Source organism: Neobacillus canaveralius (assembly GCF_047237705.1).
GTDB classification, from domain to species: Bacteria; Bacillota; Bacilli; order Bacillales; family Cytobacillaceae; genus Neobacillus; species Neobacillus niacini_K.
This window is the reverse complement of sequence record NZ_JBDFLL010000001.1, coordinates 2,177,429-2,200,469: the sequence shown is the minus strand read 5'-3', so window position 1 is coordinate 2,200,469 and position 23,041 is coordinate 2,177,429. Positions and strand designations below refer to the sequence as shown.

The window sequence follows — 23,041 nt, the reverse complement described above, 5'->3', positions numbered from 1 at the left end:
TTTCTTAATTCCTAATAATATCGAATGTTTTCCCTAATGGATTGGTATAAGTATTCCCTGCCATTCTGCCAATAGGCTGCAGTTTTGCTGTATCGATTCGCCCATTCTGGAATAATTCATCCTCAACATGAATATTTAATACCTTACCTATTACTAGACTCCCTGCGCCCGGTTTATCACCAAAATCCAATACCTGATGGAGCTCGCACTCCAAATGTACAAGTGATTCCTTTATGCGAGGTACCTTCACGATAAGACTAGGCTCTTTTGTTAAACCTGCTTCGTCCAGCTCATCCACTTCAGGAGCAAATTCAACCGCACAATCATTCATCTGCTTCGCCATGTTCTCACTGACGATATTGATGACAAATTGCTTCGTTTTTTCTATATTTACGAGTGTATCTTTTTTTGCTCCATCAGCACCCCTTCTCATGGGTGAGAAACAGATGAGCATAGGGTCGGCGCATATCGCAGTAAAGAAACTAAAGGGAGCAGCATTGGCGATTCCATTTTCATCCATGGTTGACACAAAAGCTATCGGACGTGGCAATATGGAGCCAATTAGCAGCTTATAGGCGTCTCTCCATTCAAGTGTGTCTGGTGACACTTCCATTCTTACACCTCTTTCCTTTTTAACTTTTAAAAAAAGGGAGAAACCTCTCCCCCTATAAGTTACCTCTACGAGCCTGTTCTCTTTCGATAGATTCAAATAATGCCTTGAAATTGCCTTCACCAAAACCTCTTGCACCCTTACGCTGGATGATCTCGACAAATAATGTAGGTCTATCGACTATCGGCTTGGTAAATATTTGCAACAAGTATCCCTCGTCATCACGATCTACTAAAATATTTAATTCGCGGAGCTTCTCAATTTCTTCGTCAATTTTACCGATCCTCTGTCCAAGGTCCTCATAGTACGTACTTGGTGTTTTTAAGAACTCAACCCCATTCTTTTTCAAGGTGGCAACAGTTGATACAATATCCTCTGTTAGGATTGCAAGGTGCTGTACCCCAGGACCATTATAGAATTCTAAGTACTCCTGGATTTGTGATTTTCGTTTCCCTTCGGCTGGTTCATTAATTGGAAACTTAATTCTTCCTCCATTATGCATAACCTTCGACATTAGCGCAGAGTACTCGGTGGTAATATCTTTATCTGTGAAATGCTTCATCTCTACGAATCCCATTACTTTAGAATAATATTCGACCCATTCTTCCATACGCTCAACATTACCGACCACATGATCTATCCCAATCAAACCAGCATCTTCAATTGGCAAATATACGGAATAAGGATCAAACCCTGGCATGAAAACTCCCTGATAATTCTTGCGTTCTACTAACGTATGGATGGTATCTCCATATGTACCGAGAACGGCTTTTTTTATGGTCCCCTTCTCATCTTTAAGCTCATATGGCGGTACAAGACCAATGCCGCCACGCTCTACAGCTGCACTATACGCCTTACCGACATCATCAACAAGTAATGCAACATCTTTAACCCCGTCACCATGATTTTTTACAAACTGAGCAACTACAGAATCTTCTTTGTAGGAACCTGTGAGCACAAGACGAATATTTCCTTGCTTTAGACAAAAGGAAACGGTTTCACGATTTCCCGTTTCAAGACCTGAATAAGCTACCGGCTTAAACCCGAATGCAGTACAGAAAAAATGGCAGGCTTGCTTTGCATTGCCTGTGTAAATTTCGATATAGTCGACATCCCTAACAGGAAAGAAATCATTAACAAGTTCTTCGGCTTTTAAGCGTTTTTCTTTCATTTATATTCCTCCTATTAACTTTTAATTAATAATATTCAGAATATATGATAAATGATACAGACCTGTCCTCTCAAGAGCAGGGGGTAAAGCTTAAACGCTTTTGAGCAGTAAAGATATGTTATTCTTTTGGACCGAGCGCCAACGTTTTTTCTTTTTCGGGCAAGTGGCGCCTCCCCATTTGACCAATAATACACAAAACAAAAAAAGAAACAGCCATTGATGACTGTTTCTCATTGTTACCGCTATTTAGGATAAAACGGCACGGTCGCTGGCCATTTGTACTCCGCGAATTCGTTTAAATTCCTCTAATAATCCCTCAATGGTTAAGTTTTTCTTATTTTCTGCATCTACTTCTAAGATGATTTGACCTTTATCCATCATGATTAAGCGATTTCCAAGGTCAATGGCTTGTTGCATATTATGTGTAACCATTAACGTCGTAAGCTGATATTTCCCAACAATCTCCCGTGTTAGGTTAGTGATTAATTCGGCTCTTGATGGGTCTAGCGCAGCAGTATGCTCATCAAGCAATAATATTGAGGGTTCAGTGAAGGTTGCCATTAACAGCGATAACGCCTGTCGTTCTCCTCCCGACAACAATCCTACCTTCGCACTTAACCGGTTTTCTAAGCCAAGGTGCAAGGATTCCAGTACTTCTCGGAAGTAATCACGTCTTTTTTTCGTGACCCCTCTCCTGAAGGTTCTCGTTTTATTTCGAGAGTACGCCATCGCCAGGTTTTCCTCAATCGTCATGCTAGGTGCAGTACCTGCCATTGGATCCTGAAAAACCCGTCCAATCATTTTCGATCGTTTATACTCTGACATTGTGGTTACATTTTTACCGGCAATTTGGATATCACCAATATCGGGTACTAATACCCCTGAAATAATATTCATTAATGTTGATTTCCCCGCACCATTACTACCAATAACAGTTACAAAATCACCAGGTTTTAAGGTTAGATTAATATGGTCAATCGCAATCTTTTCATCTGGAGTTCCTTCATTAAAAATCTTGTGAATCTGATTCAACTGCAACATAACTATCATCCTTTCCCTGAGACGATGCTTGTAACATGTTCAGCTTTTCTTGTCTTCTCCGGGCTTTACGCTTCTTCTCTTTGGAGTGTTCAATCATTTTTGGTGCCGTTAAGGCTATGATGACAATTAATGCTGTAATTACCTTCATATCACCAGGATCTAGAAATTCCACCCTTAATGCAAGAGTAACCACAATACGATAGATGATAGAACCCCCGATAACCGCAAGGGTCGCTCTAGCAATTGATTTGGTACCAAACAAGGCTTCACCGATAATAACAGAAGCTAACCCAATAACAATCATTCCAATACCCATACCTACATCTGCAAATCCACCTTGCTGTGCGATTAAAGCTCCAGAAAGTGCAACCAGTGCATTGGATAACCCAAGACCTAGAATGGTGAGGAGATTTGTATTGGCAGAGAAACTGCGAATCATTTGTTTATTGTTACCAGTTGCTCTGACAGCAAGACCAATTTCCGTTTGTAAAAATAAATCCGTAAGCCATTTGATTATAAAGGTAATAATAATCATAAAAATTAAAATACCCCATGTACCAGGAAGACTGTCTCCCAGACCAACCATCGTTAAAAGGCCGTTGAAGAAGGCATCTACACCCAGACTATCAAAAAATGTTCCGATTTTTGTAAAAGATGTTTCTGTATTCAATAGCGGAATATTTGATCTTCCCATGATTCTAAGATTAATAGAATAAAGGGCAATCATCATCAAAATACCTGAAAGCAAATTATTAATTTTCCCAAAAGTGTGCAGAAGCCCTGTCATACACCCTGCTGCAAAGCCTGCAAATAATGCCAGTATGGTGGCTATAAACGGATTAACCCCACCAGCAATTAACACTGCTGATAGTGCTGCACCTGTAACAAAACTCCCATCTACCGTTAAATCCGGAAAATCCAGAATACGAAAGGAAAGATAGACACCCAGTGCCATAATCGCGTAGATGATACCTGCTTCAAATGATCCAAATATGGCTGTAAACATTGAGATCATCCTTTCTGTAAGTCTTTGTTCTTCATTCATTGAATCCTATACAGTTATGAAGGAGTCAACCATCTTGGGGCTGACTCCTTGCTATACCCTATGTGTATTATTCGCCTTCGTAAAACTCTCCAAGTTCTTTCCATGAATCTTTTACTTCAAGCCCTTGCGCTTGTGCAGCCTTCTTGTTAATGATAAGTGTTAAGCTGCTTGGCAATTCGACTGGAATTTCAGAAGCCTTTTTATTTCCACTTAAGATTTCAACAGCCATTAAACCTGATTGATATCCTAGGTCAAAATAATCAAATCCACTTGCTGCCACTGCCCCTTTTTTCATTGAATCAAGCTCGCCGACGAATAGTGGGATTTTCTTGCTATTTGAAACCGAAATTACTGACTCAAGAGCAGAAACAACTGTGTTATCAGTCGGAATATAGATAGCATCTGCACGACCAACTAATGATTCAGCTGCTTGTTTCACTTCAGCAGAGGTTGAGACTGAAACTTCAACAAGCTTTGCGCCCTTTGCTTCTGCTAACTTTTTCACTTCTTCCACTTGAACAACAGAGTTTTGTTCACCAGAATTATAGATAACACCGATTTCCTTCGCTTTTACTTCTTCAGTAATGAAGTTAATGGTTTTTGCTGTTCCTTCCGGATGATTATCAGTAGTACCTGTTATATTATCGCCTGGCTGATCAAATGACTTCACTAATCCAGCACCCACGGGGTCTGTTACCGAAGTAAAGATAATAGGAATCTCTTTCGTTGCATTCAATGCACTCGTTGCACTCGGGGTTGCATTCGCAAAAATCAGATCCACTTTATCTCCAACGAAATTGTCAGCGATTGTTTGAACATTATTCATGTCCGCTTGTGCATTTTGTTCGTCATATTCTACTTTTAATCCTTTTTCCTCTAAAGCCTTCTTAAAACCTTCTGTTGCTGCATCCAATGATGGGTGGGCTGCAAACTGGCTTATCCCAACTTTTAATACCTTCTCCCCATCTTTCTCCACTCCTCCAGCTGATTCCTTACTGCCGCACCCAGCAAGCAACATCATCCCTGCTAATGCGAAGGACAATACTTTTGCACCTTTTTTCATTATTACATCCCCCAATTTTACAATTAATTTTCTAAAAATTTATTATATTATAAAAGTTATTCTAGTATTTTTTCATAGTAAAAGTCAATAGAATTACATTAAATTATTTTTCTACTTTAAAGCGACAAATTTCTTAATTCTGCTTTAATGGGAATTTTATTTTACAATATAGAAAAAAAGCCCTCGATTTTCCGAGAGCTTTTATCAATTCCTTAGCTATTTATCTTGGCCAATCTTCTGTTTGGGCTAATAATTTATCAATTTCTACTTTTTTTAATTTTTTTGTGATTTTCTCAGATGTTAGATTTTCTGTAGATTCTAGTAACTTATCGATATCAATCATTGTTGTTCCCATATCTAACCTCCATTTTTTATTTACCAAAGTATTCGTACGCTAGTGGACATTTTGTGGGGGTAAAACAAAAGACAATACAAAATATCTAGTCCCTATTAATGTTGTTAGTATAGGTATGCTATCGTTCACTATTTATGCATAATAATTCGTTTAATTTATTGGAAAATATCATATGAAGAGGACGAGTTATTTTTGCTAGCAGAGTTTTGAATGACTGGAGGGTTGTTTCTTCTTTTTTTTGTACAAACTAATCCTAAATGGGAGGTGTAAGTATAGAATGAAAATAAAAATTACCGTTAGTTTATCTATCTTTTCACTGCTGCTATTGGCCGCATGGTTCCTGCACCAGCAACAAACTCACCTGGAAGTTAATAAAATGGACTCCTCTTTAAATAATCTAAATACAGTTCCTATGAATTATGAAATAATTCCACTGAATGCGAATGTTAGTACGGAAAACAATGATATTCAATGGAAATTATATATGCCATATAGACCAAGGGAATATGTTCGAATTATAGGGTACGAATAAGAAAAAAAGTGTTCCAAGCAATATTCGGAACACTTTTTATTTATGAAATTAATCTAAAGTTGATTTCTCCAATACCTTTTTATTATATACTTTCAAGTCGTCTCTTACACTTTTATCCCAAAGTTTTACACCTGAATTATAAGCTGCTCTGTTAATTAAATGACCAGAAATAGGGGAAGTCATAAAGAGGAAGATAATTCCTAAGATAAGCCTTGAATTAAAATGACCTTCAAGTGCATAAAAGTATAGAAAAGTTCCCAATAGAATTGACATTACCCCTAATGTAGCAGCTTTGGAGGCGGCATGATTTCTTGTATAAACATCAGGGAGTCTAATCACTCCAATAGTGGCAATTAGGCAAAACAGGGATCCAACTAAGATAAAAAATCCAATGAGAAAATCAATGATTACGCTCACGTTCGATAATAACCCCCTTTTCCAAAAACTTGGCAAACGCCACTGTACCGATAAATGCAAGAATACCGATTAAAAGAATGATTTCGAGAAAAGAATGAGAGTTTAAAACGACTGATATCAATGCTGTAATGGCAACAAGATTCACACCAATTGCATCTAATGCAATCACTCGGTCAGCGACACTGGGACCTTTTATTACCCGATAAATTAACCCAAGCATCGAAATAGAGCAGATTAACAAAGCTATTCGAATAATGATTTCTATCATTACCTGCTCACCTCCAAGATAGCCTTTTCAAAGGAATTTTTAATACTGTTTATTTCATCTTCTACTTCCCCAATATTCATCGCATGAATAAATAGAGTCTTATTATCTTCTGAAACATCAATCACTAATGTTCCTGGCGTTAATGTAATTAAACTTGATAGTAACGTGATTTGCCAATCTTTCGTTAGAGCTGTGTCCATTGCAAAAATAGCCGGTCTCATATCTAATTTTGGTTTTAAAACAATTTTCACAATAGCTATGTTAGACAAAATCAGTTCTTTAATAAAAATAAAGATAAGTTTTATAAAGGACCATAATCGAAGTAAATAAAAACGGCTATGGAAGTAACGTCTTAGCACAAATATGACAAGGAGTCCAAAAATATAGCCTTTTAGAAAACTAACGGGATCGTAGGAAACCTTAATAAACATCCATAAAAGGGCTAATACCACATTCAATAAAATTTGAAATGCCAAAACTTATTCACTCCTTTAAGACAGCATCAATATATACCTTGGGATCTATCAAGGTATCAGCTGCCTGAGAAATATACGGCAATATGGATTCAGAACCCATTCCGTAAAGACCAGAAATCACGACTAACATAACAGGAGCAATAAGCAATCGTCTGACAGGGGCTTTTTCCTCTCCATGGTAAGTACGGTCCTTACCCCAAAAACCGTTAATAAAGATTTTCATCACCGAAAAAAGAACAAGTAAACTGGACATCAATGTAATGAAGGCGCCAATAAAACTCCCTCCTTCAAATCCCCCCTGCACAATAAGGATCTTGCCAACAAAACCACTCAATGGAGGAATTCCTGCCAGCGCTAAAACTGCAATAAAGAAAGTCCAACCAAGACCTGGATAACGGGTAATTAGCCCGCTCATATTTCTTAAATTACTAGTTCCGGTAATCGAAATGACAATCCCTATTAGCAGAAATAACGCTGCTTTAATAAGCATATCGTGAATCAGATAGTAAACAGCACCTGATATGGAATTTGTGTTCAAGACAGAAACCCCATAAAGAATCACACCTACGGCGATGATGATATTATAAATAATAATGTTCTTGATATCCCAGAAAGCAATTGCCCCAATAACACCGAACACAATGGACAAAATCGCCAGAATGGAAAGAATACCAAAAACGTCCTTATCATGATAAAAGAAAAGCGTATAAGTTCTTGTAATCGAATACACACCGACTTTTGTCAATAAAGCACCGAAAAGTGCTAATACAGGGGCAGGTGGCGCGTAATATGATCCCGGCATCCAAAAGTAAAGCGGAAAAATCGCTCCTTTTAAACCAAAAACAATTAAAAACAACACAGCAATAACTGTTAATATTCCTGGCATCCCATTTACACTAATTTCATTGATTCGACTAGAAATATGAGCCATATTTAGCGTGCCGACTACGGAATATAAATAGGCAACCGCCACAACAAATAATGCTGATGATATTACATTAACAAGTAAATACTTAATGGATTCTCTAAGTTGTAACTTAGTTCCCCCAAGTACTAACAAAACATAGGAAGACATGAGCATAACCTCAAAAAACACAAATAGGTTAAAGATATCACCTGTTGTAAAAGCTCCGTTCACCCCTACTAATAAAAAGTTGAAAACGGCATAGTAGTAATATTTTTCACGTTCCTCTCCAATCGATTTAAAGGAGTACAATAAACATACGAAAGCAATAAGACTTGTTGTAAGTACTAAAAGTGCTGAAAACATGTCAGATACTAATGTAATCCCATATGGAGCATCCCAACTGCTTACATTAAGCGATTGAATTCCATCAGTTCGTACCTTTTGTACAATGAACCCTGCAACAATCATTGTGCTTATTGAAGAAATCATTGCTACAACTCGCTGACCTGTGATTCTTTTATTTAGAAAAATCAATATTACCCCTGTCAATAAGGGGATTAATATAGGTAAAATGATTAAGTTAGTCATCTTTCTCGGTTCCCCTCATTTCTTCCACATTATCTGTCCCCAACTCTTGATAGGATCGATAAGCCAATACTAAGAAAAATGCTGTCACACCAAAGCTGATTACAATGGCTGTTAAAATTAACGCCTGAGGCAACGGATCTGTATAGCTTTCTGCATTTCCCCCTAGAATTGGAGCAGAACCTCGCTTTAATCCACCCATTGTAAGAATTAAGAGATGAGCACCATGGCTTAATAGTCCAGTACCGACGATAATACGTAATAGACTTTTTGAAAGCATTAAATAGGTGGCGGTCATAAATAGAATGCCAATAACAAATGCCATTAAGATTTCCATTATTCATCCTCCCCTATCGTTTGAATAATGGTCATCGTCACTCCGACAACAACAAAGTACACTCCCAAATCAAAAAGGGTTGCTGTATGTAGAGATAGGTCACCCAGAAGTGGTAAGTGAACATCCCCAAATGCGTGGGTTAAAAATGGAACATCAAAGATGAGAGAACCCGCACTTGTTCCAATGGCAAATAGCAACCCAATCGCCGTAAGAATACGGTAGTTTATTGGTAAAATGTTTGCGACCGTTTTGATATCATAGGTTATTAATAGGAGAACAATCGCCCCAGCTGTCATAAGCCCTCCAATAAACCCTCCACCGGGATAATAATGACCCGCTGTAAAAATATAGACTGAGTAGAGACCAATAAAGAAGAGAAGAACTTTTACGGCTGTTTCTAGTATGATATTGTTAGTTTTTCTCATCCTTCTTTCCTCCCATTTAATCTCAATTTGATCATGCCAAATATTCCTAAAGAAGCAATGGCCAATACAGTGATTTCAAAGAGTGTGTCAAAGCCGCGAAAATCAACGAGAATGACGTTTACCATGTTCTTGCCTGCAGCCTCTGTATACGTATTCTCCACGTAATACTTTGATATAGAATCAAATAGCTTACTGCTATGAGCTGAAAGTGCGATTAAGGTTACAACTGCACCTACTCCGACAGAGATAAGGGCATTCGTAAGTCTAAATCTAATTCTAGTCTCAATTTTTCTTAATTTCGGTAAATGATAGAAGCACACCAAGAATAAGGCAACCGAAATCGTTTCAATAACAAGCTGAGTTAATGCTAAATCAGGAGCTCTAAAGAGAACATAGAATAAAGAAACCGTATAACCAACAGCACCAAGTAGAATAATAGAAGTCATTCTTGATTTAGCAAAAAGAATGCAAATCGAACTCAACACAACAAGAATGGCAAGGGCGACTTCGTATACTCCTATCGAGGAAACATTGCTTGTATTTATCGTAAAGGCATCCTTTCCAAAAAGGGTCGTTGCAAGAATAACAATAAAGAACGCAAATATATATACAAGATATGACCTAATCGAACCATTCATATAGGTTTTTGTTACCTTATCGGAGGCTGATTGTATCCCTTCTAGTAAGGAGTCATAAAATCGATTAAGAGAAAGCTTCTCTGGAATCACATCATAAACTTTCTTCCACCTATGATGTGTTTGGAAAAGGATCATTCCTAAAATAATTACCCCTAGTGTCATGAACAGTTCAATGTTAAGTCCATGCCAGAATGAAATGTGAACCATAAATTCTTCTCCCACCCCTATCAGACTTGGAAGAACCGAAGCCATAGCAGGCGAAATGAGACTATCTGATAAAAGGTTTGGGAAAAAACCGAAAATAATCACAAGAGACACTAATATAACCGGTGAAATCAGTAAACCCATTGGCGCTTCATGTGGTTTTTTATCAAGTTTCTCCGGCTGATACTTACCTGTAAAAACTTTAAAAACAAGAATCATGCTATAAACAAAAGTAAAAACGCTGGCAATCCATGCAAGCACTGGGAATAAAAACCCCCATAATTCAAGATTAAATAAATCCATTTCCGTCACATGAACCATCGCTGTAAAAAACATTTCTTTACTTAAAAATCCATTAAATGGTGGAAGCCCAGCCATTGAGAATGCACCAATAATAGAAATGGTAAACGTAATCGGCATAAAATGCATCAACCCGCCCAATTTGCGAATATCCCTTGTCCCTGTTTCATGGTCAATAATCCCTGCTGCCATGAACAAGCTTCCTTTAAAGGTTGCATGGTTGATTAAGTGAAAAATAGCTGCCGTTACAGCTACTGTATAGATGTTTTCATCCAAGAATTCATAATGTAGAGCTGCTGATCCAGCACCAAGCAATGACATGATAAGACCTAATTGGCTGACGGTAGAAAAGGCTAAAATCGCCTTTAGATCGGTCTGTTTCACCGCAAATAAGGAACCCCATATCAAGGTAAGTATCCCCACACTCGTTACTAGCCAGAACCACAGTAAATGCTCTCCGAACACTGGAGTAAAACGTGCTACTAAATAAATTCCTGCCTTGACCATTGTTGCCGAGTGTAAATAAGCACTCACAGGTGTAGGGGCTTCCATTGCGTCCGGAAGCCAAATATAGAATGGAAATTGGGCAGATTTTGTAAAAGCACCCAGTAAAACACATAATAATGCAGGCACAAATAATGCGTGGTTAAAGATATCATCAGCTTGTATAATCAATTCTGTAACGCTAAAGGTTCCTGCCATAATGTAAAGAAGGATTATTCCTCCTAGCATGGCGAGTCCGCCAAAAACCGTGATGAGCATTGATTTCTGTGCACCATAACGAGATTTATCTCGTTCGTGCCAGTAACCAATTAAAAGAAAGGATGAAAAGCTTGTTAGCTCCCAAAATCCATACATGACAATTAAGTTATCCGATAAGACAACCCCTAGCATGGCACCCATGAAGAGCAGTAAATATACATAAAAGTGGTTGAGTTTTTCTTTATTCTTCGCTAGATAATAGATGGAATAAAGCACAACCAAGGCTCCAATCCCAGTAATTAGCAGGGTAAATAAAAGTCCAAGTCCATCAACTTTTGCTGTAAAATTAATCCCTAAAGACGGGATCCAGTTAAACATTTCAATTAATGATTGCCCCCTCATCGTTTCCGGAAGGAAAGTGAGGAAATAGACGAACAATATAATAGGTAACGGCAGCACAAACCATCCTGTATGTATCTGACGAAATATTCTGTAAAATAGCGGAATAAAAATAGACAGGACTAATGGTGCTACAATCGCTAAGTGTAGAGAAGACATACCAAAACCTCCTTATTTCTGAGATACCACCCCATTAGGTAGTCAGCTAACTTATAAATTTTAATTCTAGCTCTTCACTATCATTCCACCTCTCAAATCTTTTCATTAGTTTGAATTTCAATTTTTTAGAAATTCAAAAAGAGCCTGTCACTAAGGGACATAGTTATCCCTTGGTGACAGGCTCCTCCAAAAATCGTTTTTATGTATTTACATTATGTTAACATGACTTCATTTTCCATTCAATGGTTTTTTTAGAAAAAAATAATCCAACCATGAATATCGTCCAAGCTTTCTAATCCCTACTATCATAAATTAAAGTTAGATAACGATCGATGGAGGTGGAGATGGTATGGGTCAACAAGGTGGCAACAACAATGCATTTGCACTAATTGTTGTTTTATTTATTCTATTAATTATTGTCGGATCTGCATTTATTGGGGGCGGATATTAATTAATCAGAAACGGGCTTCAGCATTTAGGTGCTGAAGTCTTTTTAAATAATTTGTTGTATCTTCAGTTAAACTATCTGTATGATAGTAACATTACAACAAATATTGGAGGCACCTATGCTTACTTTTAATGAAAAATTAGCCATAATTGAAACATTCCCTGAACTAGAACGAAAAGACGTCTCACTTAAACGTGTGAATTTCCAGCTGCCAAGCAGCGCATCTGACAAGAAAAATGTGGTTTATCATCTTCATCCAAATGGAAACGGATTTGTTTATGCAGGAAACCTAGATTCCTATCAAACAGATGACAAAGGAATGGTGAATATTCGTGACTTTTCTGCGGATGAATTACAGAAATTGATTAAGGAGTCGATTGAATCCTTATTACCTGTAGAAAAATCACTTGCAGAAGAAGCGATTATAGGTAATCAGGTGGAAGAACGATGGGTGAACGACGAAAAACATCATCTAATCGTAATTAATGAAAACGATACTTGGAATATTTACTTTGGATTAAACCTTGAAGAAAGCTTCGATACCTACGGTGAAGCAGAAGAGTTTTTACAAGAGGAAGGATTCCGTCGGGTATAGTACATATTTTCTTTCAAAGCTGTGCCAGGAGCACAGCTTTTTCTATTCAATCATGTTCAGCCTTATTTTCTAATTCAGTATCGATCAAGTCATCTAAACGCATAATACTTTGTTTTGCACGATCATAATCAATGCTTCGATAATGGTGCATTCCACCCTCTTCTTCGTCTTTTTCATCCGCCCATTTTACAATTTGCTGCAGTGGTGTACGCACAATATCGTTTGATGGTAAAAATGAATCGGTATGAAAAAGTATGGCTAGAGCAATACTCTTTGCCCTTACTGGATTTTCACCAAGACGGATTAATAATTTGTGTGCTCTCTCAGCCCCTTTTATCGGATGTATATCATTTTGTTTATATAAATCATAATCCCATTTTCCATTCTTATACCACGTGTAATGCCCCATATCATGTAAAAGCCCCGCCTTTGCAGCTGTATCAATATCCAGTTTATGTTCTTTTGCTAAATGAAAGGCATGATATGCAACAGCAATTGCATGGGCAATTCCAGATCGATTCAAGTATTTTTGTGCTATATGATGTTCAAATATGTTAATTAACCTTACATCCCTCATATCAATCTCCTCCACTCCATGCAGCATGCAATTTTTTTATTATTCATTATATTATAAACATAATCCCAAAGCTACATATTTATTCACCCAAACTAATAAAAAAAGAAGCCTTCATAATTAATGAAAGCCCCTCTTTACTTTTATATTCATTTATTATTCATTTGCAGTTTCGGATGTTTTTATACTTTCTGTTTCCGTCTCTGTTTCACTTGTACCTTCCAGAGAATCAGTACTATCAGTATCCGTTATACCTTCTGTGTCCTTTACCTCTTTTTTAGCTTTTGGAGCTAAATATTCGAAGTCGTTTGGATTTATAGGGGTATATCCCTCAGGTTCGTAAAAGCGTAAAAGGTCTTTATAAACAATTTCATCAGATATTTGAAGCTCTGCAGCTGCTTTATCTGCTATTTCCTTACATGCTTCTGTACCTTCGAGTAATTCTCCCGTTACGTTACTGTAGCATTTACCCTTGACCTGAACAATTTCAGGGGAAACAAAATCACCATTCCTAAATAAAGCCCAATTCCGGTGGTCTGGAGATAGTAAATCAGACCCCAGTTCCATATAGTCTTTTGTATCAATTCCTAATAAGTGTAGGATTGTTGAACGAACGTCTGCCTGACCTCCATATTGCTGCTGAACTCCACCCTTTACTCCAGGAACGTGAATAAATAAAGGAACGCGCTGTAAGCCGGTATTTAATGTTGGAGTGATTTCCTCAACACCAAGTACTTTTGCCATTGCTTCGTTATGATTTTCCGAAATACCGTAATGGTCACCATACATAACAATAACTGTATTATCGTATAAACCTGAAGCTTTTAGATCATTAAAGAATTGTTCAATCGCTTCATCCATATAGTGCGCTGCCTGGAAATACTGGTCAACCACTTTGTCGCCAGTGTCGCCAGCAGGAAACTCTGTATCCTCAGGATCCATTTCAAATGGAAAATGGTTTGAGAGAGTTAAAAACTTTGTATAGAACGGCTGTGGTAAGCTCTTAAGTAATGGCATTGATTCAGTAAAAAATGGCTTATCCTTTAAACCATAATTCTTAGTGTTTTCATCCGTCATATTGTAATATTCCGCGTCAAAAAATTGATCGTATCCTAAAGCCTTGTACATTACGTTTCGGTTCCAGAATGTTTTATAATTCCCATGGAACGAAGCGGAATAATAACCATTACCTTTTAAAATCGCCGGCATAGCCTGGTAGGTATTTTGTGCTTTGTTGACAAATACAGCACCTTGAGCCATTGGATATAATCCATTTTCCATCAAGAATTCTGCATCTGATGTCTTTCCCTGACCAGTCTGGTGAAAGAAATTCTCAAAATAAAAGGCTTCATTCCCATGTACTAAGGAATTCAAGAAAGGTGTTACTTCCTGTCCATCTGGCATTTTATAATCAATCGCAAAGCTCTGAAGTGATTCCATGGCAATATAGACTACATTCATTCCCTCTGCCTTAGCAAAATATTCAGGATTAGGGCTTGAGAAATTAGCTTTCCGGTAATTCTCGACATCCGTAATATCACTGCTGTCTGCAAGTGCACGCTGACCTGAAGATTTAATGTTTTGAATAACATCATAGATGGTAAAGTTATAGGCACCTAAATATTTTACCAGGTAATTCCGATCAAATGAACGACTTAATAGCTGTGGACGATCTTTTTCTGCCAAACCAAGATTAAATAAGAATACAGTGACAGCAAACAATAGGACCACTTTAAATGACCTTTTATGTTCCACCACAGCCTTCTTAAAAACAGTAGTAGCAAGAATTATTAATATAAAGAAATCTAAGAAGTATAAGAAATCAAATGGTGACATTAATGAAAGGGCACTGTCTCCCAATTGTCCTGCATTGGTTTTCGTCGACATCAATACCGGTACCGTAATAAAATCACTAAAGAATCTGTAATAAGCAATATTCGCGTACAATAAAAACGACAAAATAAAGTTCGTTATAATAATTACTAATTTCATACGCTTTTTGAACAGTAATGCTAAGCCAAAAAAGAACAGTGCCGAACTTAGCGGGTTAATAAATAAAAGGAACTTTTGTAGGTTATTATCAATTCCAAGTGTGAATTCAATTTGATAAGCTGCATATGTTTTTAGCCAGAATAAAACAACAGCAATTGCAAAGAAAGCAATCGATCCATTATTTTTTATTTTAGGCATTTTAATCTTTTTCATTTCTATTTCTCCTCTCACTTACCAATGACCCTTCGGTAAACGAACCTCAATAACTATAACATATTTCTATAAAAATAAAAACAAAACCCTTCCCATTAATACCCAATTTTCTTTCGTCAATTTTCACAATAATCAGGTAGTAAATTAAATTATGGAATGCCAGGTCAATTTCATCTGTAAGCTTAAAATTTATTCATTTATCCTTAAGATGATATGAACTTCTTTATATAAGACGGTGAGAAGCTCATTAAGTTTCATTTTTTTTGAGCGAATCTTTTTCTAAGTAATCATAAACTGTAACTTTAGGGCATGCAATATGATTTTAGTCTTATCTTTTACAGAATATAATACAAGCTATCCTTTTAGAACTATTTATATAGAAGAAAGCGATTACAATTAAAACGAATTAAATCCCACATAAAGGTAAAAATAAAATGACAAATGTACAGAGGAGGGAAAGTAATGAATGTTAATCGCGTAAAGCAAATTCTATCGTCTTCTGCAGATATTGAAGTGAAGTATAATGGGGCTTCCGTTTGGATTGATCAGTTAAATGAGGACGGAAGGACCGCAACCGTTCATCTAAGAGGACCGCTTGAAGAACGATCTAGCGTTGAAATTGGAGAACTTATCGAAGAATAAAAATACCTCCACCTTAAAAAAAGGTGGAGGTATTTTTTTATGCCGGCCGGTTTTACGCCTATATCATGTCTTCGTTTTCTTTATTTATGTCGCTTGGCTGCGGTTTAATCTGTTGATCATAACCTTTACCAAGGACCTCTCTTTTATTTGTGCCTACGTCTATTTTGGTATTAGACTTAGGAAGCTGGCTTAATTCCTTACCTCTTGGCATTGTCTTCACCCCTTATAGTTAAAATGTTCAAGGTGAGTAAAATTTAATCAGATTGTTTGATGGCGTGGCTTGCTAAAATCTGGATGGTCATATCGTCCATCGGCGGGTTGTGAAGTCCAGCTCTCACATCTCGATAGTACCGCTGAAGTGGATTTTTCAATGATAAACTTCTTGCCCCCACTAATCTCATTGCCAAATCCACAACTGTGATAGCATTATTTGTAACCGTTAATTTTGCAGCCCCTAGGATAGGACCCATTTTCCCTCTACCCTGTTCATCAGAATCATCCCATTGTTTCGCAACGGAATGTAGGAAATATTCTGATTCCATCAATTTCAATTCCATTTCTCCTATTTTTTGTCGAACGTTCGGTAATTCAATGATTGAACCCCCTACACTATTAGGAGAATATTCTAACGCAAATTCTATCGCATATTTTTTTGCTGCTTTTGCAATTCCAAGATAACAAGCTGGAATATGCAGAAGCCAGCCACTTGCTTTCTTCCCGTCAATTCCAATCTGTTCTACAAAATATTCATCTGATACGGATACATTTTGCAAGATTAAATCATGACTTCCTGTTCCTCGAAGGGCAATACTATCCCAGGTTTCTTCAATCACAATCCCCTTTGTAGATCTGGGAATAAGGAAGTTTCCTACCTGTTCTGTATCTTTTAAAGTAGCACTAACAATGAAGTAATCTAAAACAGGTGCCATAGTGGTAAAAGTTTTTCTACCATTTATAATCCAATGATTTCCTTCTTTTTGTGCAGTGGTTTCAGGTCTGCCACCTCGGGTTGGACTTCCTGTTCTAGGCTCTGTTGCTGCACTATTGATTAAGGAACCATTTAAAACGTCTGCACAGATCTTTTTAAAAATCCTTTCATTCCAAGAATTTTTTTCTGAGAGGTTTTTGATAATCCCCATATGCCAGCCAATTGATAATGCCGTCGCTCCGTCCCCCTCAGCAATTTTTTCTTGGAAGCGAAGCATGTCATATAGGGATATTTCATTTCCACCATACTTCTTAGGAACAGTTAAGGAGGTATACCCTGTATTTTTTAAATCTTGAATATTTTCAAATGGAAAACTTCCCTCAATATCAACCTGATGAGCTCTTGCAAAAAATAGTTTTGATAGACTGTTCATCAACTCTAACTGTTCATCAAATGTTTCTTTTTCTTGAAATTTCATAAAACTCCCTCCGACCTATACATGTTATATGGATTAACCTTTCCTTTGTATTATGATTTGAGTATGATATTACACGAATGAGGAGTTATTTTCCATTTTTAAAAGAATTTAATACTATATTAATAGTTTAGTGTCATAACTCACAGTTAAATTTCGAAAATTGTTCTATAATACACTAAGAAAAATTTACCAAATGGTCTATCTGCATAAAAAACATCTGTTGTTTAGCATTTTTATGGAAATACTACACTTATTGGAAATAAAGGGGGATTTTCGAATGTCTCAAGGTGCAAAACAATTATTTCTTCAAACCACAAGCCTTGTGGCTGGTTTTATGGTCTGGGTTCTAATTTCCTCACTCATGCCTTACATTCAAGCAGATATCAAACTATCATCAACTCAAATATCCCTGGCAACCGCAGTACCAGTAATTCTTGGTTCTATATTAAGAGTTCCAATTGGTTATTGGACAAATCGATTTGGTGCCAGGTCAATATTTACAATTAGTTTTATTATTTTATTGCTGCCAATCGGGATTCTAAGTATTGCTAACTCGTTATTTATGTTAATTTTGGGTGGATTGTTGCTCGGTATTGGCGGAGCAGTTTTTTCAATCGGTGTTACTTCACTGCCTAAATATTACCCAAAAGAAAAACATGGCTTTATAAATGGAATTTATGGTGCTGGAAATATTGGAACTGCACTTACTTCTTTCGCTTCACCCGTTCTAGCAAATGCATTTGGCTGGAGAACGACCATCCTAATATTCCTTGTTGTTGTCTTGATCTTTGCTATCTTGAATTTTCTTTTCGGGGATAAGAATGAGAGAAAAGTTAACAATCCATTAACAAACCAAATTAAAGAAGTTTATAAAAATGAAAAGTTATGGTTTTTAAGTTTATTTTATTTCATCACGTTCGGGTCGTTCGTTGCATTCACGATCTATTTGCCCTCATTCTTAGTCAATCATTTTGATTTGGAGAAAGTGGATGCCGGGTTACGCACAGCAGGATTTATTGCATTAGCCACTGTTTTTAGGCCAATCGGTGGGTGGCTTGGAGATAAGTTAAATCCATTTTTTATTTTAATGGGTGTTTTCACTGGACTGACTTTTGCCGGTTTCCTATTGGCATTTACTCCATCTCTGCCCATTTATTCATTTGGATGTTTATTCGTTGCTATTTGTGCAGGACTTGGAAATGGAACAATTTTCAAATTAGTACCTTTATATTTTTCGAAACAAGCAGGAATCGTAAATGGTATTGTTTCTGCAATGGGTGGGCTTGGAGGCTTTTTTCCGCCAATCATCTTGACCATTCTCTTTAATTGGACTGGACATTATGCTATCGGCTTCATGTCGCTTTCAGAGTTTTCATTAGCCAGTTCAATATTAGTCGTCTGGCTCTACTTCCGTGAAAAGCAGGATATTTCCGCAAAAATTGTCAATAATGCTAGAGACGGAATAACTGTTACCGATAAAAATGGAATTATTCAAAGTGTGAATCCCGCTTTTACCAAAATTACCGGATACACAATGGATGAAGTGATCGGTAAAACACCTAGTGTACTTCAATCAGGAGAACATGATAATTCATTTTATAAAAAGATGTGGGATAGTTTGATTGATGCAGGCTACTGGGAAGGGTTTATTTGGAACAAACGAAAAAACCAAGAAATCTATCAAGAATGGTTAACCATTACGGCAATTAAAGATGACAGTGGAGAAACAAAGAATTATGTTGCTATGTTTCATGAAGTGGATGACCAAAAGAAATAAGACCTTCCTTGCGAGGGTCTATTTTTATCCAAAAAAATGCAGATTCAGCGTAAATTATTACAACTTTTTGACTTTCACCCTAAGTTCACAGTTCCTTCACTAATTTTGTGACGTACGTCACAAAAATCTTGTTAGCATGTGCATTATAGTGAAAACACAAAGAACATCTACTTTTAAAAAAAATGGATTTAGGGGAGAGATAACTATGGCACGAATTAATTATTGGAATCCTGAGGATGAAAAGTTTTGGAACGCAGAAGGAAAAAAACACGCTAAGCGTAATCTATGGATTTCTGTTCCATCATTAATGCTTGCATTTATTGTTTGGCAGATTTGGTCTGTAGTGGCGATTAGACTAAATGATATTGGCTTTACTTTTACAGATGAACAATTATTCACATTAGCAGCAATCCCAGGACTTGTCGGAGCAACCCTTCGATTTGTTTATACCTTTGCAGTCGGTTCGATAGGCGGAAAAAACTGGACAGTCATTTCAACAGGAATCTTAACCATTCCCGCTATTGGAATTGGATTCGCGGTACAAAATCCTGATACACCATTTTCGATTATGTTATTGTTAGCAGCACTTTGTGGACTTGGTGGAGGTAACTTCTCTTCTTCTTCGGCAAATATTAGCTTTTTCTTCCCGAAAAAAGAAAAAGGAACAGCCTTAGGTATTAACGGCGGTTTAGGAAACATGGGAGTTTCAGTCGTACAATTTGTTACACCATTAATCGTTACAACTGGTGCTTTCGCATTTGCTGGTAAAGGTCAAGTATTAGCAAATGGTCAACAAATATGGTTACAAAATGCAGCATTCATCTGGGTTATTCCAATCGTTATCATGACAATTCTTGCTTATTTTAAAATGGATAATGTACCAAGTGCAAAACAATCTGTTGCAGATCAGTTTGTTATTGTAAAACGTAAGCACACTTGGATTATGACAGTACTTTATATCGCAACATTTGGTTCATTTATTGGCTATTCAGCAGCATTCCCGCTTCTATTAAAATCACAGTTCCCTGAATATATTTCACTTGCCTTCCTTGGCGCTTTGGTTGCAGCTGCTGCAAGACCTGTTGGCGGCTGGATGGCTGATAAATTCGGTGGTGCTAGAGTAACAGCTTATGTATTTGTGGTTATGGCCATTGGTGCAATAGGAGTTATTTACTTCTTAAATCTTAATCAGTTTGCTGGTTTCTTAGGATCATTCCTGGTTTTATTCCTTGCTTCTGGTATTGGCTCTGGATCAACGTTCCAGATGATTCCAACGATTTTCATACCTAAAGAAGCAGCACCTGTTATTGGTTTCTCTGCAGCATTTGCAGCTTATGGCTCATTCTTAATTCCTAAGCTTTTTGGCTGGAGTATTAATACTACAGGTTCATACGTAACAGCATTCTATTTCTTCATTGGTTTTTATGTCATTGCGTTTGTATTAAACTATTTCTATTACCAAAGAAAAACAACAGAGGTTAAGCAATTGGTTAAACAAGTCGGATAATCCCCGGCTTGTTTTTTTTTGATGTAGATAAAAAGCACGGAAAATTAATTCCGCGCTTCCTGTTTATATCCGTGAAATAGCTACAGCACATGCTTTATATTCTGCTGTCCCTGATATCGGGTCATATTCGTTTAATGTTAAAACATTCGTTGGTGTTTCACTCCAATGGAAGCTCATGAATACAAGTCCCGGAACGACTTGATCCGTAATTTTCGCCTTAACCCTTAACTCTCCTCTTCGAGATCGAACTTCAACGACATCACCGTCAGATATCCCAAGTGCTTGGGCATCGTCCGGATGAATATCAACTGTTTCTTCTGTCTGCTTCACTTTAACTCCTGCTGCATAATAACGAGTCTGTGAATGTGTGTTATAGGACTCATAACGTCTTCCAGTTGTTAATGTAAATGGATACTCTTGATCAGGAAGCTCCAATGGTGGTGTGAAATCTACTGGAACAAATGGTGATTTTTTTGCATTTGTCTCCTGATTGTGAAATCTCTCATGCATGACAAATGTTCCTGGATGATCCTCCGTAGGACATGGATAATGGATGCTGTATTCTTTCTCGAGTCGTTCATAAGAAATACCGCCATACATCTCCCAGGCAAGCTTTCTCACTTCATTCCAGATTTCCTCACTATTCGAATAGTTCATTGGATAACCCATTATCGTTGAAAGTTCACATAGAATAACCCAATCTTCTTTAACGTTCACACCAGGATCAACTGCTTTGCGGACTCTTTGAATTCTCCTGTCTGTATTGGTATAGGTTCCATCCACCTCTCCCCATGAACACGCAGGAAGAACAACATCCGCCATTTGTGCAGTTTCAGTTAAGAAAATATCCTGCACAATTAACAAATCGAGCTTTTTCATTAGCTCCTTCGTATGATTCATATGAACATCCGCAAGTAATGGATTTTCGCCTATGATATAAAGCGCCTTTAGTTCACCATTTTCTAGTCTGTCAAAGGTTCTCGTTTGTGTATCACCTACATTAGGGTTGAGGATGACATTCCATCCCTTCTCATAACGTTCACGGTACTCATCATTGACTAAACTCATCGCTCCAGCCAATTGGTTTGGCAAACATCCCATATCACCTGCGCCTTGGACATTATTTTGTCCGCGTAAAGGCATAATACCTGTCCCCTGCTTACCTATATTGCCTGTTAATAGCGCAAGATTCGCTATATCAAAGACATTATTAACACCACAATGGTGCTCTGTAATTCCTAGAGTATAAGCTATCATTGAACTACTTGAATTCGCATATTCCCTCGCTGTTGCTACAATATCCTCTGCATTCAAGCCAGTAATGGTAGCAGCATATTCAGGTGTGTACATTTCTACTTGTTTTTTTAATGACTCAAAATCGATCGTAAATTGCTCAATGAATTTTTCATTAAATAATTTTTCTTTTATAATTACCCGAAGGAAGGCATTTATGAGAGCGATATCTGTCCCGACATTGATTTGCAGATGACGGTGAGCAAATTTAACCATGTCAATTTTTCTCGGATCAATGACAATTACCTTGAGACCATTCTTTATTGCTTTTTTTATACGATTCGCAATAATAGGATGAGCCTCTGTTGTGTTTGATCCCATTAGCAGCAAGACCTCTGCTCTGTCAAAATCCTCTAACGTATTCGTCGGGAAACCGCTTCCAAATACAGTTGCCAGACCGGCAACACTTGGTGCGTGTCAGGTACGGTTACATCCATCGATATTATTACTGCCGATTACTGTTCTCATAAACTTTTGTGTAATGTAATTAGATTCATTGGTTGTTCTAGCACAGGCAAACATCGATATCGCATTTGGTCCCCATGTTTCTCTAATATTAGATAACTTGTCAGCAATAAATTGATATGCCTCATCCCAGGTTGCTTCTACTAATTGCCCTGCTTTACGAATAAGTGGATTGAATAATCTTTTGTTCGAGTGGACATATTCATAAGCAAATGCACCTTTTACACAGGTTTGGCCTTTGTTTACTGGTGCCGCTTTGTCACCGCGAATCTTCATAATTCGATTATCTTTTACTTCAAGCACTAAACCGCAGCCTGTACCGCAGTAACCGCAAATAGTTTTGACGAAATTTGCTTCTCCCAAAGTTTCCCCTCCCAAATTGAACATTGTTACCTTATATAAACATATTAATCTATTCAACCTAAAAGTAGCTTATATTTTTTTAAAAATAATTGTCTATTTTTTGAAAAATTGCAATAAAAAAAAACGGAAGAG

Annotated in this window: 24 protein-coding genes; 6 read left to right on the top strand and 18 right to left on the bottom strand. The window is 37.2% G+C overall.

Annotated features, from left to right (window positions below; translation table 11 throughout):
* Nucleotides 1-4 precede the first annotated feature (4 nt).
* The 6 genes from ABC255_RS11290 to ABC255_RS11265 form a co-directional block, all read right to left on the bottom strand.
* Nucleotides 5-613: a flavin reductase family protein gene (locus ABC255_RS11290; RefSeq protein WP_412993534.1), complete on the bottom strand. Its 609-nt coding sequence runs from the start codon at nt 611-613 to the stop codon at nt 5-7.
* Between the two features lie 52 nt (nt 614-665).
* On the bottom strand, nt 666-1,781 hold the full coding sequence (gene hppD / locus ABC255_RS11285; protein ID WP_412993532.1) for a 4-hydroxyphenylpyruvate dioxygenase: 1,116 nt from the start codon (nt 1,779-1,781) through the stop codon (nt 666-668).
* Between the two features lie 246 nt (nt 1,782-2,027).
* Entirely contained in the window at nt 2,028-2,822 is a 795-nt protein-coding gene (locus ABC255_RS11280) for an ABC transporter ATP-binding protein (RefSeq protein ID WP_335536526.1), read from the bottom strand.
* Complete coding sequence (locus tag ABC255_RS11275) at nt 2,788-3,828, bottom strand: ABC transporter permease (RefSeq protein ID WP_412993530.1); 1,041 nt, start codon at nt 3,826-3,828, stop codon at nt 2,788-2,790. The genes ABC255_RS11280 and ABC255_RS11275 overlap by 35 nt, the downstream gene beginning before the upstream one ends.
* Before the next feature lie 106 nt (nt 3,829-3,934).
* Nucleotides 3,935-4,930 (bottom strand): ABC transporter substrate-binding protein, encoded by a 996-nt coding sequence (locus tag ABC255_RS11270; protein ID WP_412993529.1) that lies wholly within the window; start codon nt 4,928-4,930, stop codon nt 3,935-3,937.
* Between the two features lie 220 nt (nt 4,931-5,150).
* Nucleotides 5,151-5,285, bottom strand: coding sequence for a hypothetical protein (locus tag ABC255_RS11265; protein ID WP_412993527.1), 135 nt, complete (start codon nt 5,283-5,285; stop codon nt 5,151-5,153).
* A gap of 277 nt (nt 5,286-5,562) precedes the next feature.
* Between ABC255_RS11265 and ABC255_RS11260 the strand changes: the two genes are divergently transcribed.
* A complete protein-coding gene (locus ABC255_RS11260; protein WP_412993526.1) occupies nt 5,563-5,817 on the top strand; it encodes a hypothetical protein in 255 nt (84 codons plus the stop codon).
* A 48-nt stretch (nt 5,818-5,865) separates the two neighbouring features.
* Here ABC255_RS11260 and mnhG read toward each other — a convergent pair whose 3' ends face one another.
* Genes mnhG through ABC255_RS11225 form a run of 7 tightly spaced genes read right to left on the bottom strand, consistent with a single transcriptional unit; the run spans nt 5,866 to nt 11,634 of the window.
* Nucleotides 5,866-6,234, bottom strand: a complete 369-nt coding sequence (mnhG, locus tag ABC255_RS11255; protein ID WP_412993525.1) for a monovalent cation/H(+) antiporter subunit G — start codon at nt 6,232-6,234, stop codon at nt 5,866-5,868.
* The gene (locus ABC255_RS11250) at nt 6,218-6,502 is read right to left on the bottom strand and encodes a Na(+)/H(+) antiporter subunit F1 (RefSeq protein ID WP_412993524.1); all 285 of its coding nucleotides are present in this window, start codon (nt 6,500-6,502) and stop codon (nt 6,218-6,220) included. Before ABC255_RS11250 ends, mnhG begins: the two co-directional genes overlap by 17 nt.
* Nucleotides 6,502-6,978, bottom strand: coding sequence for a Na+/H+ antiporter subunit E (locus ABC255_RS11245; protein WP_412993522.1), 477 nt, complete (start codon nt 6,976-6,978; stop codon nt 6,502-6,504). Before ABC255_RS11245 ends, ABC255_RS11250 begins: the two co-directional genes overlap by 1 nt.
* A gap of 7 nt (nt 6,979-6,985) precedes the next feature.
* The gene (locus tag ABC255_RS11240; protein ID WP_412993520.1) at nt 6,986-8,473 is read right to left on the bottom strand and encodes a Na+/H+ antiporter subunit D; all 1,488 of its coding nucleotides are present in this window, start codon (nt 8,471-8,473) and stop codon (nt 6,986-6,988) included.
* A complete protein-coding gene (locus ABC255_RS11235) occupies nt 8,466-8,807 on the bottom strand; it encodes a Na(+)/H(+) antiporter subunit C (RefSeq protein WP_412993518.1) in 342 nt (113 codons plus the stop codon). Before ABC255_RS11235 ends, ABC255_RS11240 begins: the two co-directional genes overlap by 8 nt.
* Nucleotides 8,807-9,232 (bottom strand): Na(+)/H(+) antiporter subunit B, encoded by a 426-nt coding sequence (locus ABC255_RS11230; protein ID WP_412993516.1) that lies wholly within the window; start codon nt 9,230-9,232, stop codon nt 8,807-8,809. Before ABC255_RS11230 ends, ABC255_RS11235 begins: the two co-directional genes overlap by 1 nt.
* Nucleotides 9,229-11,634, bottom strand: coding sequence for a Na+/H+ antiporter subunit A (locus ABC255_RS11225; protein ID WP_412993515.1), 2,406 nt, complete (start codon nt 11,632-11,634; stop codon nt 9,229-9,231). The genes ABC255_RS11230 and ABC255_RS11225 overlap by 4 nt, the downstream gene beginning before the upstream one ends.
* A 349-nt stretch (nt 11,635-11,983) precedes the next feature.
* On the opposite strand from ABC255_RS11225, the gene ABC255_RS11220 reads away from it, so the two are divergent.
* Both ABC255_RS11220 and ABC255_RS11215 read left to right on the top strand, forming a co-directional pair.
* Nucleotides 11,984-12,085 (top strand): YjcZ family sporulation protein, encoded by a 102-nt coding sequence (locus tag ABC255_RS11220; protein ID WP_306073736.1) that lies wholly within the window; start codon nt 11,984-11,986, stop codon nt 12,083-12,085.
* A 115-nt stretch (nt 12,086-12,200) separates the two neighbouring features.
* Nucleotides 12,201-12,677: a hypothetical protein gene (locus ABC255_RS11215; RefSeq protein ID WP_412993513.1), complete on the top strand. Its 477-nt coding sequence runs from the start codon at nt 12,201-12,203 to the stop codon at nt 12,675-12,677.
* Nucleotides 12,678-12,723: 46 nt separating this feature from the next.
* Here ABC255_RS11215 and ABC255_RS11210 read toward each other — a convergent pair whose 3' ends face one another.
* Both ABC255_RS11210 and ltaS read right to left on the bottom strand, forming a co-directional pair.
* Complete coding sequence (locus ABC255_RS11210; protein WP_412993511.1) at nt 12,724-13,254, bottom strand: HD domain-containing protein; 531 nt, start codon at nt 13,252-13,254, stop codon at nt 12,724-12,726.
* 153 nt (nt 13,255-13,407) lie between these two features.
* A complete protein-coding gene (gene ltaS / locus ABC255_RS11205) occupies nt 13,408-15,456 on the bottom strand; it encodes a lipoteichoic acid synthase (RefSeq protein ID WP_412993509.1) in 2,049 nt (682 codons plus the stop codon).
* Between the two features lie 462 nt (nt 15,457-15,918).
* Here ltaS and ABC255_RS11200 point away from each other — a divergent pair, with 462 nt between their 5' ends.
* Nucleotides 15,919-16,098 carry a small, acid-soluble spore protein, H family gene (locus ABC255_RS11200; protein ID WP_335533807.1) on the top strand — a complete coding sequence of 60 codons (180 nt, stop codon included), beginning with the start codon at nt 15,919-15,921 and terminating at the stop codon, nt 16,096-16,098.
* A gap of 58 nt (nt 16,099-16,156) precedes the next feature.
* On the opposite strand, the gene ABC255_RS11195 is transcribed toward ABC255_RS11200, so the two are convergent.
* Together ABC255_RS11195 and ABC255_RS11190 are read right to left on the bottom strand one after the other, a co-directional pair.
* Entirely contained in the window at nt 16,157-16,309 is a 153-nt protein-coding gene (locus ABC255_RS11195) for a hypothetical protein (protein ID WP_335533806.1), read from the bottom strand.
* A gap of 43 nt (nt 16,310-16,352) precedes the next feature.
* Nucleotides 16,353-17,504 (bottom strand): acyl-CoA dehydrogenase family protein, encoded by a 1,152-nt coding sequence (locus ABC255_RS11190; RefSeq protein WP_412993506.1) that lies wholly within the window; start codon nt 17,502-17,504, stop codon nt 16,353-16,355.
* 277 nt (nt 17,505-17,781) lie between these two features.
* On the opposite strand from ABC255_RS11190, the gene ABC255_RS11185 reads away from it, so the two are divergent.
* Together ABC255_RS11185 and ABC255_RS11180 are read left to right on the top strand one after the other, a co-directional pair.
* Nucleotides 17,782-19,281 carry a nitrate/nitrite transporter gene (locus ABC255_RS11185; RefSeq protein ID WP_412993504.1) on the top strand — a complete coding sequence of 500 codons (1,500 nt, stop codon included), beginning with the start codon at nt 17,782-17,784 and terminating at the stop codon, nt 19,279-19,281.
* Between the two features lie 205 nt (nt 19,282-19,486).
* Nucleotides 19,487-20,788, top strand: a complete 1,302-nt coding sequence (locus ABC255_RS11180) for an MFS transporter (RefSeq protein ID WP_412993503.1) — start codon at nt 19,487-19,489, stop codon at nt 20,786-20,788.
* Between the two features lie 63 nt (nt 20,789-20,851).
* On the opposite strand, the gene fdhF is transcribed toward ABC255_RS11180, so the two are convergent.
* Nucleotides 20,852-22,933 carry a formate dehydrogenase subunit alpha gene (fdhF, locus tag ABC255_RS11175; RefSeq protein WP_412998538.1) on the bottom strand — a complete coding sequence of 694 codons (2,082 nt, stop codon included), beginning with the start codon at nt 22,931-22,933 and terminating at the stop codon, nt 20,852-20,854.
* Nucleotides 22,934-23,041: the final 108 nt, after the last annotated feature.

Excerpts from the sequence above, each read along its gene's own strand:
- ABC255_RS11250 (WP_412993524.1), bottom strand. The coding sequence starts at position 6,502 with ATGATAGAAATCATTATTCGAATAGCTTTGTTAATCTGCTCTATTTCG.
- ABC255_RS11290 (WP_412993534.1), bottom strand. The coding sequence starts at position 613 with ATGGAAGTGTCACCAGACACACTTGAATGGAGAGACGCCTATAAGCTG.
- ABC255_RS11195 (WP_335533806.1), bottom strand. The coding sequence starts at position 16,309 with ATGCCAAGAGGTAAGGAATTAAGCCAGCTTCCTAAGTCTAATACCAAA.
- ABC255_RS11275 (WP_412993530.1), bottom strand. The coding sequence starts at position 3,828 with ATGTTTACAGCCATATTTGGATCATTTGAAGCAGGTATCATCTACGCG.
- ABC255_RS11190 (WP_412993506.1), bottom strand. The coding sequence starts at position 17,504 with ATGAAATTTCAAGAAAAAGAAACATTTGATGAACAGTTAGAGTTGATG.
- ABC255_RS11220 (WP_306073736.1), top strand. The coding sequence starts at position 11,984 with ATGGGTCAACAAGGTGGCAACAACAATGCATTTGCACTAATTGTTGTT.
- ABC255_RS11215 (WP_412993513.1), top strand. The coding sequence starts at position 12,201 with ATGCTTACTTTTAATGAAAAATTAGCCATAATTGAAACATTCCCTGAA.
- ltaS (WP_412993509.1), bottom strand. The coding sequence starts at position 15,456 with ATGAAAAAGATTAAAATGCCTAAAATAAAAAATAATGGATCGATTGCT.
- ABC255_RS11235 (WP_412993518.1), bottom strand. The coding sequence starts at position 8,807 with ATGGAAATCTTAATGGCATTTGTTATTGGCATTCTATTTATGACCGCC.
- ABC255_RS11210 (WP_412993511.1), bottom strand. The coding sequence starts at position 13,254 with ATGAGGGATGTAAGGTTAATTAACATATTTGAACATCATATAGCACAA.
- ABC255_RS11265 (WP_412993527.1), bottom strand. The coding sequence starts at position 5,285 with ATGGGAACAACAATGATTGATATCGATAAGTTACTAGAATCTACAGAA.
- ABC255_RS11280 (WP_335536526.1), bottom strand. The coding sequence starts at position 2,822 with ATGTTGCAGTTGAATCAGATTCACAAGATTTTTAATGAAGGAACTCCA.
- ABC255_RS11180 (WP_412993503.1), top strand. The coding sequence starts at position 19,487 with ATGGCACGAATTAATTATTGGAATCCTGAGGATGAAAAGTTTTGGAAC.
- ABC255_RS11270 (WP_412993529.1), bottom strand. The coding sequence starts at position 4,930 with ATGAAAAAAGGTGCAAAAGTATTGTCCTTCGCATTAGCAGGGATGATG.
- ABC255_RS11185 (WP_412993504.1), top strand. The coding sequence starts at position 17,782 with ATGTCTCAAGGTGCAAAACAATTATTTCTTCAAACCACAAGCCTTGTG.
- ABC255_RS11260 (WP_412993526.1), top strand. The coding sequence starts at position 5,563 with ATGAAAATAAAAATTACCGTTAGTTTATCTATCTTTTCACTGCTGCTA.
- ABC255_RS11200 (WP_335533807.1), top strand. The coding sequence starts at position 15,919 with ATGAATGTTAATCGCGTAAAGCAAATTCTATCGTCTTCTGCAGATATT.
- ABC255_RS11225 (WP_412993515.1), bottom strand. The coding sequence starts at position 11,634 with ATGTCTTCTCTACACTTAGCGATTGTAGCACCATTAGTCCTGTCTATT.
- ABC255_RS11230 (WP_412993516.1), bottom strand. The coding sequence starts at position 9,232 with ATGAGAAAAACTAACAATATCATACTAGAAACAGCCGTAAAAGTTCTT.
- ABC255_RS11240 (WP_412993520.1), bottom strand. The coding sequence starts at position 8,473 with ATGACTAACTTAATCATTTTACCTATATTAATCCCCTTATTGACAGGG.
- hppD (WP_412993532.1), bottom strand. The coding sequence starts at position 1,781 with ATGAAAGAAAAACGCTTAAAAGCCGAAGAACTTGTTAATGATTTCTTT.